The sequence below is a fragment of the Nocardioides aquiterrae genome (assembly GCF_039526625.1).
Taxonomy (GTDB): domain Bacteria; phylum Actinomycetota; class Actinomycetes; order Propionibacteriales; family Nocardioidaceae; genus Nocardioides; species Nocardioides aquiterrae.
Window position 1 is genome coordinate 224,599 of record NZ_BAAAJE010000030.1, and the last position, 14,003, is coordinate 238,601.

The window sequence follows — 14,003 nt, forward strand, 5'->3', positions numbered from 1 at the left end:
TCCCTGGAGGTTCAGTGGACGGCTACTACGCCTGGATGATCGTGGCGACAGCCCTCGTCCTGATGATGACGACCCCCGCACTGGCGCTCTTCTACGGCGGCATGAGCCGCTCCAAGTCCGTGCTGAACATGATGATGATGTCCTACGTCAGCCTCGGCATCGTCGGCATCGTCTACGTGCTGTGGGGCTGGTCGATGGCGTTCGCCGGCGACGACGTCGGCAGCCTCTTCGGCAACCCGTTCGACGCATGGGCGCTCAAGGACGTGCCCTGGGAGTCCTACATCGGCGGCGTCATGTTCCAGATGACGTTCGCAGCCATCACCGTCGCGCTCATCTCGGGAGCGATCGCGGACCGCGTGAAGCTCTCCGCCTGGGTCCTGTTCGTGCCGGTCTGGGTGACGGTCTGCTACTTCCCGATCTCCCACCAGGTGTGGAGCACGGGCGTCGGGTTCGTGTCCAAGCACTTCGGCGCCCAGGACTACGCCGGCGGCACCGTGGTGCACATCAACGCCGGCGTCGCCGGCCTGGTCCTCGCGCTGGTGATCGGCAAGCGGGTCGGCTTCGGCAAGGAGCCGATGCGCCCGCACAACCTGACGCTCACCATGATCGGTGCCGGCTTGCTGTGGTTCGGCTGGTACGGCTTCAACGTCGGCTCGATGGTCTTCCTCGAGGGCGACGGCGGCGAGAAGGACATCGCGCAGTTCATGTCCGAGACCGGCGTGACCTTCCTGAACACCACGATCGCCACCTGCGCCGCGATGCTCGGCTGGCTGGCGATGGAGCGGATCCTGCACGGCAAGGCGACCTCGCTGGGCGCCGCGTCGGGCATCGTCGCCGGCCTGGTCGCGATCACGCCGTCCTGCGGTGCGGTCGACATCACCGGCGCGATCGTCATCGGTGCCGCCGCGGGCGTCCTCTGCGCCTGGGCGGTCGGCCTGAAGTTCAAGGTCGGCATGGACGACTCGCTCGACGTGGTCGGCGTCCACCTCGTCGGTGGCCTCGTCGGCACCCTGCTGATCGGCCTGTTCTCGACCGCCGACGCGCCGGGCGGCATCGACGGCCTCTTCTACGGCGGCGGCTTCGGCTCGCTCGGCGACCAGGCGGCCGCGGCCGGCTGGGCGATCCTGTGGACCGGCGTCCTCACCACCGTCATCGCGTTCGCCATCAAGTTCACGCTCGGCTGGCGCGTCACCGAGGAGGCCGAGGTCGAGGGCATCGACTCCGACCAGCACGGCGAGTCGGCGTACGACCTGCACAGCGGCCTCGGCGGCGGCACCACCGCGCCGTCGACCTCCGTCCTGGCCAAGCACACCGTCACCGAGGGGGTCAACGCATGAAGCTCGTGACCGCGGTCATCAAGCCGCACAAGTGGGAGGACGTCCGCGAGGCGCTCGAGGCCTTCGGGGTCACCGGCATGACCGTCAGCGAGGTCAGCGGGTACGGCCGCCAGAAGGGCCACACCGAGGTCTACCGCGGCGCGGAGTACGACATCGCGCTGGTGCCCAAGATCCGCATCGAGATCGTCGTCGGCAACGACGACGCCGACGACGTGGTCGGCATCATCGTCAAGACCGCACAGACCGGCCGGATCGGGGACGGCAAGGTCTGGGTCAGCCCGGTCGACACCGTGGTCCGGGTCCGCACGGGCGACCGGGACGACGCGGCCCTGTGAGTCCGCGGCCCGGCTCCTCACGCAGGGGCCGGGCCGCGGTGCTCGTTAACGTGCGCGAAACACAAGCCGTCGCCGCTCGTAACAGCCGCTGGCGACGGTGGACGCCGTGCTCTCCCTCTCCGCCGCTTCTGCCCTCGACACCGGTGACACCGCCTGGTTGCTGGCCGCCTCGGGGCTGGTCCTGCTGATGGCGCCCGGCCTGGCGCTCTTCTACGGCGGGATGGTCCGCTCCAAGAGCGTGCTGAACATGATGATGATGACGTTCGGCGCGCTCGCCGTGATCACGGTCGTGTGGGTGGTCGTCGGCTACTCGCTGGCCTTCGGCGACGACCTGGGCGCCGGCCTGCTCGGCGACCCGCGGCAGTACGCCGGCCTCGGCCAGCTCCTCTCCGAGGCCAGCAACGGCGCCTCGCAGGTGCCGCTCGTCCTGTTCGCCGTCTTCCAGGGGCTGTTCTGTGTCGTGACCGGCGCCCTGGTCTCGGGCGCGATCGCCGACCGGGCGCGGTTCGGCGCCTGGATCGTGTTCGTCGCCGTCTGGACCGTCCTCGTGTACGCCCCGGTGGCGCACTGGGTCTTCGACTTCGACCGCCCGGGCCACGCCGGCGGCTGGCTGGTCAACCACGTCGGCCTCGTCGACTACGCCGGCGGCACCGCGGTCGAGATCTGCTCCGGCGCCTCGGGCCTCGCCCTCGCGCTGGTGCTGGGCCGGCGGATCGGGTTCGGCAAGGACCCGATGCGCCCGCACAACCTGACGCTGGTGATGCTGGGCGCCGGCCTGCTGTGGTTCGGCTGGTTCGGCTTCAACGCGGGCTCGGCGCTCGGTGCCGGGCAGGCGGCCGCCGTCGTCTTCACCACGACGCTGGTGGCGGGCGCGGCCGGCTCGCTCGGCTGGCTCGCCCTCGAGCGGGTGCGCGACGGGCACGCCACGTCGCTGGGCGCCGCCTCCGGCCTGGTCGCCGGGCTGGTCGCGATCACGCCGTCGTGCGGCTCGCTCTCCCCGCTGGGCGCCCTGGCGATGGGAGCCGTCGCGGGCGTCGTCTGCGCCTGGGCGATCGGCCTGAAGTACCGCCTCGGGTACGACGACTCGCTCGACGTCGTCGGCGTCCACCTGGTCGGTGGGCTCGTCGGCACCCTCGGCATCGGCCTGATCGCGACCGCCGCCGCACCCACCGGCGTCGACGGCCTGCTGTACGGCGGGGGCGTCGGCCAGCTGGGCCGGCAGCTGCTGGGCGCAGCAGCGGTGCTCGCCTACGCGTTCGTGGTGTCTGGGATCATCGGGATCGTCGTCGACAAGACCATGGGCTTCCGGATCCACGAGGAGCACGAGGTCACCGGCATCGACCTGGTGGTGCACGCCGAGACGGCGTACGACCTGCACGCCACCGCGGGCGCCCGGTCCGGGGGACACGGGACCCTGGGTGCGAGCACCCGCCAACACGACGATCAACGAGAGGGAGAGCCACGCTGATGAAGCTGGTCACCGCGGTCATCAAGCCGCACAAGTGGGAGGACACGCGCACCGCGCTCGAGGCGGCCGGCGTGTCCGGGATGACGATCAGCGAGGTCAGCGGGTACGGCCGGCAGAAGGGGCACACCGAGGTCTACCGCGGCGCCGAGTACGACATCGCCCTGGTCCCGAAGGTCCGCGTCGAGATCGTGGTCGACGACGCGGACGCCGAGGCGGTCGTCTCGGCGATCGTGTCCAGCGCGGGCACCGGGCGGATCGGCGACGGCAAGGTGTGGGTGACCCCCGTCGAGACCGTGGTGCGGGTCCGCACGGGTGAGCGCGACGGGGCAGCGATCTGACCGGCGCCGAGCGCTCCGCGCGCACCGCCGAGGCCGATGCTCTGTGCGCCTCGGCCTACGAGCAGGCCGGCGGGCCCGACACGGGCGCCGCGCTGGTCGCCGTGGGCGGCTACGGCCGCGGCGAGCTGGCGCCGTACTCCGACCTCGACGTGGTGCTCGTGCACGACGACGGGGTCGACGTCGGCGCGGTGGCGCAGCAGCTCTGGTACCCGCTCTGGGACTCGGGCACGAAGCTGGACCACTCGGTGCGCACGATGGCCGAGATGGTCGACGCCGCCGACGCCGACCTCAAGGTCGCGCTCGGGCTGCTCGACGTGCGCCACCTGGCCGGTGACCCGGGGCTGACGATGCGGCTGCGCACCACGATGCTCGCGCACTGGCGGCGCGGCTCCCGCGACCGGTTGCCGGCGTTGCGTGAGCTGGTCCGCGCCCGGCACGAGACGGTCGGCGAGCTCGCCCACCTCTCGGTGCCCGACGTGAAGGAGGCCGAGGGCGGCATCCGCGACGCGACCGTGCTCAAGGCGCTGGTGGCGACCTGGCTGGTCGACGTCCCGCACGTCGAGCTGGAGCGCAGCCGGCTCGCGCTGCTCGACGTCCGCGACGCCGTCCACGAGGCGGCCGGGCGCGGGACCGACCGGATCGCGCCCGAGCTCTGGAGCGAGGTCGGCGACCGGCTCGGCCTGACCGACGCCCGCGCCGCGCAGGTGTACGTCCGCGAGCTCGGGCGGCGAATCGCGCACCTCTCGCACCTGACCTGGCGGCGCGTGGACGCCGTGCTGGCCGAGCCCGCCCGGCTCCGTGGGCCGCGGCGGCCCCAGCTGGAGCCGCTCGCCCCCGGGATCGCGCTGTCCGCCGGCGAGGTCGTCCTCGACGCGCGGGCGCGGCCGGCCGACGATCCGCTGCTCCTGCTCCGCGCGGCCGCCGAGGCGGCCGAGCGCGACGTCGTCCTGGCGCCGGCGACCGCGGCCCGCCTGACCCGCGAGTCGGCGGCGCTGCCGCACCCGTGGCCGACGGAGGCGCGGCGGCTGCTGGTCCGCCTGCTCGCCTCCGGCCGCGGCCTCCGCGCGGTCTGGGAGACGCTCGAGGAGACCGGTGCGCTGCCGGCGCTGCTGCCCGAGTGGGAGCGGATCCGGCTGCTGCCGCACGCCTCCGCGATCCACCGCTTCACCGTGGACCGGCACGTGGTCGAGACCTGCGTGGAGGCGTCCGCGCTGATCCGCCACGTCGCCCGGCCCGACGTCCTCATGGTCGCCGCCCTGCTCCACGACATCGGCAAGGGCGGCCTGACCGAGCACAGCGTGGCGGGGGAGCCGATCGCCCGCGAGATCGCGACGCGCATGGGCTTCGACGCCGATGCCGTCGACCTGGTCGCGACCCTGGTGCGCTGGCACCTGCTGCTCGCGGAGACCGCGACCACCCGGGACCCCGACGACCCCGCCACCGTCGACCTCGTGGCCTCCCGGCTGGGATCGGTCGAGGCGCTCGACCTCCTGCTCGCGCTCACCGAGGCCGACGCCCGGGCGACGGCGCCCAAGGCCTGGTCGTCGTGGCGCTCCGGGCTGGTCCGCGACCTGGCGCGCCGGTCCCGCGTCGCGCTCGACACGGGCGCGGCGCTGCCGTCCATCGTCACCGAGGACGTCGAGGTGCCGAAGGCGGTCCGCGCGGGCGGCATCTCGCTCGCGGCGGAGCCCGCGGGCGACGGCTCGCGGGTGACCGTGGTCGCTCCCGACCGGGTGGGCCTGCTCGCCGACCTGGCCGCGACCTTCGCGCTGGCCCGCATCCCGGTCCGCGCCGCGCGCGCCTGGGCGCAGGAGCAGTACGCCGTGTCCGTCTGGGAGGTGGGGGAGACCGGGCTCGACCCCGCCGTGCTCAAGCAGCGCTACGACGGGGTCGTCGAGGGGCGCCTCGACGCCGCCCGGCGGCTGCGCCCGGGCGACGGGGGCGTGCTCGACCCGACGGTCGTCGTCCGTCCCGAGGCCTCCGACCAGGCCACGGTGCTGGAGGTCCGGACCGCGGACCGGCCCGGGGTGGTCTACCTCGTGTGCGCGGCGCTGGCCCGGCTCGACGTGGCCGTGCGCTCGGCGCACGTGGACACGCTCGGCCCGCAGGCCGTGGACGTGTTCTACCTGCAGGAGCCCGGCGCCGGCGCGCTCCCGGACACCCGTGCGGCCGAGGCCGCGCACGCCGTACGAGCCGCGCTTTCGGGGCCCGCGACGCCCCCCGGTTAGTCTTGACCGACGCGCACGTACGACTGCTGAGGGACGCTCTTGTTCGCCACACTCTCCGACCGGCTCGCCGACACCTTCAAGAACCTCCGGGGGAAGGGCCGGCTCTCCGAGGCCGACATCGACGCCACCGCGCGCGAGATCCGCATCGCGCTGCTCGAGGCGGACGTCGCGCTGCCCGTCGTCAAGGAGTTCGTCGCGGCCGTCAAGGAGCGGGCCCGCGGCGAGGAGGTCAGCCAGGCGCTGAACCCCGCGCAGCAGGTCGTCAAGATCGTCAACGAGGAGCTCGTCACCATCCTCGGCGGCGAGACCCGCCGCCTGCGGTACGCCAAGACCGGCCCGACCGTGATCATGCTCGCCGGCCTCCAGGGCGCCGGCAAGACCACGCTCGCCGCCAAGCTCGCGCTCTGGCTCAAGGAGCAGGGCCGGACGCCGCTGCTGGTCGCCGCCGACCTCCAGCGGCCGAACGCCGTCAACCAGCTGCAGGTGAACGGCGAGCGCGCCGGTGTCCCCGTCTTCGCGCCCGAGCCGGGCAACGGTGTCGGTGACCCGGTGGCGGTGGCGCGCGCCTCGATCGACGAGGCCAAGCGCACCCTGCACGACACCGTCATCGTGGACACCGCGGGCCGGCTCGGCGTCGACGCGGAGATGATGAAGCAGGCCGCGGACATCCGCGACGCCGTCCAGCCCGACGAGATCCTGTTCGTCGTCGACGCGATGATCGGCCAGGACGCGGTCACGACCGCGCAGGCGTTCCTCGACGGCGTCGGGTACGACGGCGTCGTCCTCACCAAGCTCGACGGCGACGCCCGCGGCGGCGCGGCGCTGTCGATCGCGTCGATCACCGGCAAGCCGGTCATGTTCGCGTCGGCCGGCGAGAAGCTCACCGACTTCGACCTGTTCCACCCCGACCGGATGGCCTCGCGCATCCTCGACATGGGCGACGTGATGACGCTCATCGAGCAGGCGGAGAAGGCGTTCGACGCCGAGCAGGCCGCGAAGGCGGCCGGCAAGCTCCAGAGCGGCGACTTCACCCTCGACGACTTCCTCGAGCAGATGCAGCAGGTCCGCAAGCTCGGCTCGATGTCGAAGATCATGGGGATGCTGCCCGGGATGGGCCAGTTCCGCGACCAGCTCGAGAACTTCGACGAGCGTGAGATCGACCGGATCCAGGCGATCATCCAGTCGATGACCCCCGCGGAGCGGGCCAACCCCAAGCTCATCGACGGCTCCCGGCGGGCCCGGATCGCCCGCGGCTCCGGCCGCCAGGTCTCCGACGTCAACCAGCTCGTCGACCGGTTCTTCGAGGCGCGGAAGATGATGATGTCGCTCGCCCAGGGCGGCGGGATCCCGGGCATGCCGGGCCTGCCCGGGATGGGCGGCAAGCGCTCGAAGGCCAAGCAGGCGCAGAAGAAGGCGAAGGGCAAGCGCGTCTCCGGCAACCCCGCCAAGGCCGCCCAGCAGGCAGCGGCGGAGAAGCAGCGGTCCGACGCCGCGCGTGCCAACCCGTTCGGCAAGCCGGACGGCGCGGAGGAGCTGGACTACGAGAAGGCCGCGGCGCAGCTCAACCTGCCGAAGGACTTCTCGAAGTTCCTCAAGTAGCCATGAGCACCCTGATCGTCGACGCGGCCAACGTGGTCGGCAGCCGCCCGGACGGCTGGTGGAAGGACCGCGCCGGCGCGGCCCGGCGCCTGCACGAGCAGCTGCTGGTCGCGGACCTGCCGTACGACGACGTGGTGCTCGTGCTCGAGGGCCAGGCCAAGGGCGGGGTGAAGGCCGGCCGCGACGGCCACGTGCGCACCGTCCACGCCCCCGGCGAGGGCGACGCCACGATCCTCGAGCAGGCCCAGGGCGCGGCGGCGTCCGGCCGGACCGTCGTGGTCACCGCTGACCGGATGCTCCAGGCCCGCGTCGGCGGGGTGGGGGCCCAGACGCTGAGCCCGGGCTGGCTGCTCGAGCAGCTGTAACGCGGGGTTGGCGCCACTGGGAACCCGCTGCAACGGGCTCATAGTGCTCCTGACACCGCGTCACATGCGTCAGACCGCCACGCGCGCGATCGCCAGCGACACCGCGCCGACGACCTCGGCGCGGTCGCCGAGCGAGCCGGGGACCACGCGCAGCGCGGCCGCGGTGTCGGGCTGGGCGTACCGCTCGACCGAGCCGCGGATCGCCTCGTCGAGCGACGCCGAGGCGCCGAGGGAGCCGCCGACGACGACGAGCTCGGGGTTGAGGTTGTTGCAGAGGTCGGCCAGGGCCCGGCCGACCGCGCGGCCGGCGTCGGAGAGCACCCGGCGCACGCCGGCGTCCCCGGCGGCGTCGAGCTCGAGGACCCGCGCGACCGACAGCTGCTCGTCGTACGCCGGCTGCAGCAGGTCGAGCAGTCGCGGGGCGGAGACCAGGGTCTCCAGGCAACCGCGGTTGCCGCACCGGCAGACCTGCCCGTCCTCGCCGACCTGCACGTGCCCGAGCTCCCCGGCGATGCCGGACGCGCCCCGGTGCAGCCGCCCGCCGAGGACGATCCCGGCGCCCAGGCCGCTGGCCACCTTGACGTAGACGACGTCCGTGGCGCCGCGCGCCGCGCCGTGGCCGAGCTCGGCGAGCGCGCCCAGGTTCGCGTCGTTGTCGGCGAAGACCGGGACGCCGAGCCGCCGGTGCAGCTCCTCGGCGGGCGAGAGCTCGCGCCAGCCCGGCAGGATCCCGGTCCGCACGCGCGCCGAGCGCCGGTCGAGGGGAGCGGGCACGCACATCCCGACGGCGGCCAGCGTCTCGGTCGCCATCTGCTCCACGAGCCGGGCGGCGCGGTCGAGCACGGCGACGCCGTTCTCGTCGACGTCCATGGGCTCGGTCCGCTCGGCGAGGACGACCCCGCGCCGGTCCGCGACCGCGACCCGCACGTGCCGGTGGCCGATGTCGACGCCGGCCACACCGCCGGTGGGTGCGGCCAGCGCGACCAGCAGCGGTGGCCGGCCGCTGCCGCCCTTGTGCGGGCGGCCGCGGTCCGCGGTCTCCACCACCTGGCCGGTGCCGATCAGCTCCCCGACCAGGCTCGAGACGGTGGTGCGGGAGAGGCCGGTGCCGCGGACCAGGTCCGCCCGGCTCATCGGGCCCTCGACCGCCAGCAGCGAGGTGATCGCGCGCCGGTTGCTCTCGCGGAGCCGTTCCAGGGAGCTCGCGTGGGGCAGGGAGGGCATGGCTCCGACCGTACGCCCGATTCGTCCGGAAATCGCACTAATGAAAGCCCGTCGCGGGATCTTTCCGCATTGACCCGGAGGTTTCGCCGTCCCTACGGTGACCGGCACCACTTCTTGATCTCGGGCAAGGAGCCCCCATGTTCCGTGCTGTCCTCGCCAGCCTGGCCGGCGGTGCACTCGCCGCCGTCCTCCTCCAACCCACCGCACCCGCGACCGGCAGCCCGCCGTCGGCGGTGCCGCCGTACCAGGACCCCCACCAGCCCACCTCCGTCCGCGTCGCCGACCTGCTGAGCCGGATGTCGCTGGCGGAGAAGATCGGCCAGATGACCCAGGCCGAGCGGGCCGACATCACCGACCCGCAGCAGATCACCGACGCCCGCCTCGGCAGCCTGCTCTCGGGCGGTGGGTCGGTGCCGACGCCGAACACCGCCGAGGCGTGGGCCGACATGGTGGACTCGTTCCAGGAGGCGGCGCTGGCCACGCCGCTCGGCATCCCGCTGCTGTACGGCGTGGACTCGGTGCACGGCCACGGCAACCTGCTCGGCGCGACCGTCTTCCCCCACCACATCGGCCTCGGCGCGACCCGCGACCCGGGGCTGGTCGAGCGGATCGGGCGGATCACGGCCGAGGAGACCCGTTCCAGCGGCCCGCAGTGGGTCTTCGCGCCCTGCGTGTGCGTGGCCCGCGACGACCGGTGGGGCCGCACCTACGAGAGCTTCGGCGAGACCCCGAAGCTGGTGGAGTCGATGGAGACGGAGATCGACGGGCTCCAGCACGGCCACGAGGTGCTCGCCACCGCCAAGCACTTCGCCGGCGACGGCCTCACCGCCTACGACGCGTCCAAGGCCGGCACGGGCGCCTACCCCATCGACCAGGGCATCGACCGGGTGACCCGCGCGGAGTTCGACCGGCTGGCGCTCGCGCCGTACTGGCCGGCGGTGCAGAAGCACCACGTCGGCTCGGTCATGCCGTCGTTCTCCAGCACCGACTTCAACGGCGGCTCGACCGACGACGCCGTGAAGATGCACGGCAACCACGAGCTGCTGACCGACGTGCTCAAGGGTGAGATGGGCTTCGAGGGCTTCGTGATCTCGGACTGGCAGGCCATCCGCCAGCTCCCGGGCACGTACGCCGACCAGGTCGAGACCGCCGTGAACGCGGGCGTCGACATGTTCATGGAGCCGTACTCCGGCAGCGCCACCGGCTACCGCGAGTTCATCGACACGCTCACCGGGCTGGTCGGGAGCGGCGCGGTCAGCGAGGACCGGATCGACGACGCGGTCTCGCGGATCCTCACCGCGAAGTTCGACCTCGGACTGTTCGAGCACCCGATGACCGACCGGTCGAAGATCGACCAGATCGGCAGCAAGGCCCACCACGCGGTCGCCCGCCGGGCGGCGGCGGAGAGCCAGGTGCTGCTGCGCAACCAGCACCGCACGCTGCCGCTGAAGCGGAGCGCCGACGTGTACGTCGCCGGGTCCAACGCCGACAACATCGGCAACCAGGCGGGCGGCTGGACGCTGACCTGGCAGGGCGGCTCCACCAACGTGATCCCCGGCACCACGATCCTCGACGGCATCGAGCAGCTGTCGCACGGCGACGTCGTCTACAGCGAGACGGCCGCGAAGCCGGTCCCGCGCAAGGCGGTCGGCGTGGTCGTGGTCGGCGAGACGCCGTACGCCGAGGGCTTCGGCGACGTCGGCGGTCCGCGGTGGGCCTACGACCCCGGCGACAACGGCGTCCCGCGGCCGCCGCAGACGATGGAGCTCTCCGACGCCGACCGGCAGGCCGTGACGAAGGTCTGCGCGCGCACGGTCTCGTGCACGGTGCTCGTCGTGTCCGGGCGGCCGGTGATCATCCCGCCGGCGCTGCTGCGGCGGACCGACGCGCTCGTCGCGTCCTGGCTGCCCGGCAGCGAGGGTGCCGGCGTCGCCGACGTGCTCTTCGGCAAGCGCAGCTTCACCGGCAAGCTGCCGGTGACCTGGCCGCGCAGCCTCGACCAGGAGCCGATCAACGTCGGTGACGCGACGTACGACCCGCTCTACCCGTACGGCTTCGGGCTGCGCACCCGCGGCCACAGCCACCACCGCTGACTGAAGCCGACCGAGGCCTCGGGCGCCGCTTGGCGCCCGGGGCCTCGTCGTGCCCGCGGACTAGTCCGCCGTGGGATATCGGCCCGACCGGCTGCCGGACGCGACGCGGGCGGAGATGCTAGATCGGCCAGCCCCCGGAGAGGACGACCGATGCGGCGCACGCCCCTCATGCTCGCGTTCTCAGGCCTGTTCTTGGCCTGTCTCGCCGCCGTACTGCCGCTGGGTCCCGCACAATCCGCGGCCGACGAGTGTCGAACGGCGTTCTTCCTCGGTGCCCGGGGATCGGGCCAGAAGACCGTCGAGGGCGAGGGCTACGGCAAGGAGGTGCTCAGGGCGCGGAACCTCCTGGCGCGCGAGCTCCCTGCCGACTGGCTCGGGTCAGAGCCTCTCCTGAGTCCCGGCTACCCGGCGCGCGGCACCGAACTGCTCTACCCGAACGCCACGCAGTTGGCTCTCATCGCGGCGGGGCGGAAGGCGCGGGCTCTGGAGCTCTACGCCAGCAACGTGAACAGCTACCTCTCCGGCATGTCGTCCGGGGTCGACGCGGCAATCAATCGACTGGAGCAACGCGCGGCCGCCTGCCCCACCGAGCGGATCGTGCTGTCCGGGTACTCCCAGGGCGCGATGGTCATGCACCGCGCGCTCGTCCGGCTCGAGCGGAAGGGCAGGACCGACATTCTCGGTCGCGTCGACGGCGTCATCCTCTTCGCCGACGGAGACCGCGCCGCCGACATGACGGCCAAGATCTACGGACGCGATGTCGCCGACCGCGGGGGCCAGGGACTGACCGAGGTGGTGCCGGTGACGCGCCAGGCGCCGATCCCGGCGAGCGTGCGCCCGTTCGTCTACCAGCGCTGTGCTAGCGGTGACCTCGTCTGTGACTTCCTCGGGGCGGACGGGCTCAGCGAGTTCAGGCACGCCATCTCTGTGCACGGCACGTACGACGTCGACGAGGGTCTGGATCAGATCGCCCGTGCGGTGGCGAACACGATCGAGCGCCCGGAACGCCCACGGACGTTCCAGATCCTGCGCGATCCCGGCGGCACGGCGTACCTGGTCGATCCGGCCGGTTCGCGCCGCTGGATCCCCGACGGCATGACGTGGGGGTGTCAGACCGCTCGCGGTACGGTCGTCACTACCCAGGACCAGTCGACCTCGGTCGGGACGTACCCCGACGAGGCGGGCTGGTGGTACTGCTTCGACCAGTCGACGGCCACGGACCGGATCGTGACTTACATCGGTGCCGACAGCGGTGGCTACCGGAGGGACAGCACCTACTGGGTCGACGGGACCGGTCGTCGAACCCGCATCCTCGACACCGCCACCGCGTTCTGCCGATCGGGGCGGGGTGCCACGGGTACGACGACCATCTGGAGCCAGTACCTAGACCGGCTCACCAACGGCGGCGATGACCGCTGCTTCGACGCGGCGTTCTTCAGGAACCGGATTGTGACAACGGCCCTGGGCGGCCGCTGGTTCGTCGATGGCGACGGGAGGAAGCACCCGATCCCGACCGACGCGATGCAGAACTGCTTCAAGGCACATGGTTATCCGGAGGACCGAGTGGTGGTGCTGCCATACCTCGACCGGCTTCCGATCGCCGCCACTGCCAACTGCATCGACGGGACGACGGCGCGGTACAAGATGCTCCGAGCCCCCGAGGGCGACATCCACTACATCGCCGCGGACGGCCTTCGACACTGGGTGCCGGACGACGCGACCCTGTTGTGCCGGCAGGCGGCCGGTGTCCCGATGCTCGACGTGACCCGGGACGACATCAATGTCATCGGCGAAGGTGGGTGGGACAACTGCTTCGACCTGAACGTCTTCAAGGGCAGGATCCTCCGGCACCAGGAAACCGGGGCGGCCTACCTGGTCGACTCCGACGGCGCCGCGCGGCACTGGATCCCGGACGAGCTGACCTGGATGTGCCGCACGGAGGAGCAGGGCGTCTCGGTCGTGAACGCCCGACGCGACAACTACTTCACCGCGATCCCCGAGGGTGGCTGGGACAACTGCTTCGACATCGATGTCGTGCGGAACCGGATCATGCGGAACACCGAGAACGGCGTCTCGTTCTTCGTGGGTGACGACAACCAACGGCACTGGGTCCCCGACTCCGCGACGTGGGACTGCCGGATGGCGCGCAACACGAGGGTCGTGGGCTACCGGCGCAGCAACTACGAGTCCGACGTGACGGAGGGCGGCTGGGACTACTGCTACGAGCCTTCCATCTTCCGGGGCAAGGTGCTCAGCCACTCCGACGGCGACTCGCACTACATCCACCCTGACGACACCCGGACCTGGATCCCGGACGAGTTCACGTACGACTGCCGGATGCGGCAGGGCAAGCCGGTGGTCAACACCCGTTGGCGGCAGTACGTCACCAACCACCGGGAGACCGGCTGGGACTGGTGCTTCGACATCGAGACCTTCAAGGGAAAGGTCATCGAGCACCCCTCGGGAGACATCCACTTCGTGGACCAACGCGGCGTCCGGCACTGGGTCTCGACGTACGGCGACCGGGACTGCCTGCGAGACACCCGTGGCATGGCGCCGCGGACCGTGCGGTGGCGGGAGTACATCAACAACATCCCCGAGGGCGAGTGGGCGATCTGCGGCGACACGATGCGGACCGGCATGAAGCTCGACCGTGGCCAGTGGCTGCGCTCGACCGACGGCCGCTACAACCTGCACATGCAGACCGATGGCAACTTCGTCGCGTACAACTCGGCGGGCCGCGCCATCTGGGCGACGAACCGGACCGGCAACTACGTCGTCGTGCAGGGCGACGGCAACCTGGTCCAGTACGGCGACCGCGGTGCGGTGTGGGCGACGAACACCGTGGGCTCAGGAGCGAATCGTCTCGTCATGCAGAGCGACGGGAACATCGTCCTCTACAACGCAGCGAACCGGGCCGTCTGGGCGAGCAACACGGTCGGTCGGTGAGGTCCAACGCGCGCGGGAGCGCGTCGGCGCAGGTGATCGACTTCCAGGTCGCCGCACGCGGCTCCGC

The 14,003-nt window shown here is 72.1% G+C and carries 10 protein-coding genes; 9 read left to right on the forward strand and 1 reads right to left on the reverse strand.

The features are described 5' to 3' along the window. The first annotated feature begins 14 nt into the window (after positions 1-14). The 7 genes from ABD086_RS23455 to ABD086_RS23485 all read left to right on the forward strand — a co-directional run bounded on the left by ABD086_RS23455 (position 15) and on the right by ABD086_RS23485 (position 7,670). Positions 15-1,337 (forward strand): ammonium transporter, encoded by a 1,323-nt coding sequence (locus ABD086_RS23455; RefSeq protein ID WP_343910759.1) that lies wholly within the window; start codon positions 15-17, stop codon positions 1,335-1,337. Beyond that, positions 1,334-1,672 carry a P-II family nitrogen regulator gene (locus ABD086_RS23460; protein WP_343910761.1) on the forward strand — a complete coding sequence of 113 codons (339 nt, stop codon included), beginning with the start codon at positions 1,334-1,336 and terminating at the stop codon, positions 1,670-1,672. The genes ABD086_RS23455 and ABD086_RS23460 overlap by 4 nt, the downstream gene beginning before the upstream one ends. A 106-nt stretch (positions 1,673-1,778) precedes the next feature. Continuing rightward, a complete protein-coding gene (locus ABD086_RS23465; protein ID WP_343910763.1) occupies positions 1,779-3,140 on the forward strand; it encodes an ammonium transporter in 1,362 nt (453 codons plus the stop codon). Then, a complete protein-coding gene (locus tag ABD086_RS23470; protein WP_343910765.1) occupies positions 3,140-3,478 on the forward strand; it encodes a P-II family nitrogen regulator in 339 nt (112 codons plus the stop codon). Before ABD086_RS23465 ends, ABD086_RS23470 begins: the two co-directional genes overlap by 1 nt. Beyond that, positions 3,475-5,706, forward strand: a complete 2,232-nt coding sequence (locus ABD086_RS23475) for a [protein-PII] uridylyltransferase (protein WP_343910923.1) — start codon at positions 3,475-3,477, stop codon at positions 5,704-5,706. Before ABD086_RS23470 ends, ABD086_RS23475 begins: the two co-directional genes overlap by 4 nt. A gap of 39 nt (positions 5,707-5,745) precedes the next feature. Continuing rightward, positions 5,746-7,305, forward strand: a complete 1,560-nt coding sequence (ffh, locus tag ABD086_RS23480; RefSeq protein WP_343910767.1) for a signal recognition particle protein — start codon at positions 5,746-5,748, stop codon at positions 7,303-7,305. Positions 7,306-7,307: 2 nt separating this feature from the next. Continuing rightward, positions 7,308-7,670 carry a hypothetical protein gene (locus tag ABD086_RS23485; RefSeq protein ID WP_343910769.1) on the forward strand — a complete coding sequence of 121 codons (363 nt, stop codon included), beginning with the start codon at positions 7,308-7,310 and terminating at the stop codon, positions 7,668-7,670. Positions 7,671-7,739: 69 nt separating this feature from the next. On the opposite strand, the gene ABD086_RS23490 is transcribed toward ABD086_RS23485, so the two are convergent. Continuing rightward, positions 7,740-8,894: an ROK family transcriptional regulator gene (locus tag ABD086_RS23490; RefSeq protein ID WP_343910771.1), complete on the reverse strand. Its 1,155-nt coding sequence runs from the start codon at positions 8,892-8,894 to the stop codon at positions 7,740-7,742. A 137-nt stretch (positions 8,895-9,031) separates the two neighbouring features. Between ABD086_RS23490 and ABD086_RS23495 the strand changes: the two genes are divergently transcribed. Both ABD086_RS23495 and ABD086_RS23500 read left to right on the forward strand, forming a co-directional pair. Next, a complete protein-coding gene (locus ABD086_RS23495; protein WP_343910773.1) occupies positions 9,032-10,987 on the forward strand; it encodes a glycoside hydrolase family 3 protein in 1,956 nt (651 codons plus the stop codon). Between the two features lie 150 nt (positions 10,988-11,137). After that, a complete protein-coding gene (locus tag ABD086_RS23500) occupies positions 11,138-13,936 on the forward strand; it encodes a cutinase family protein (RefSeq protein WP_343910775.1) in 2,799 nt (932 codons plus the stop codon). The last annotated feature ends 67 nt before the right edge of the window (positions 13,937-14,003 follow it).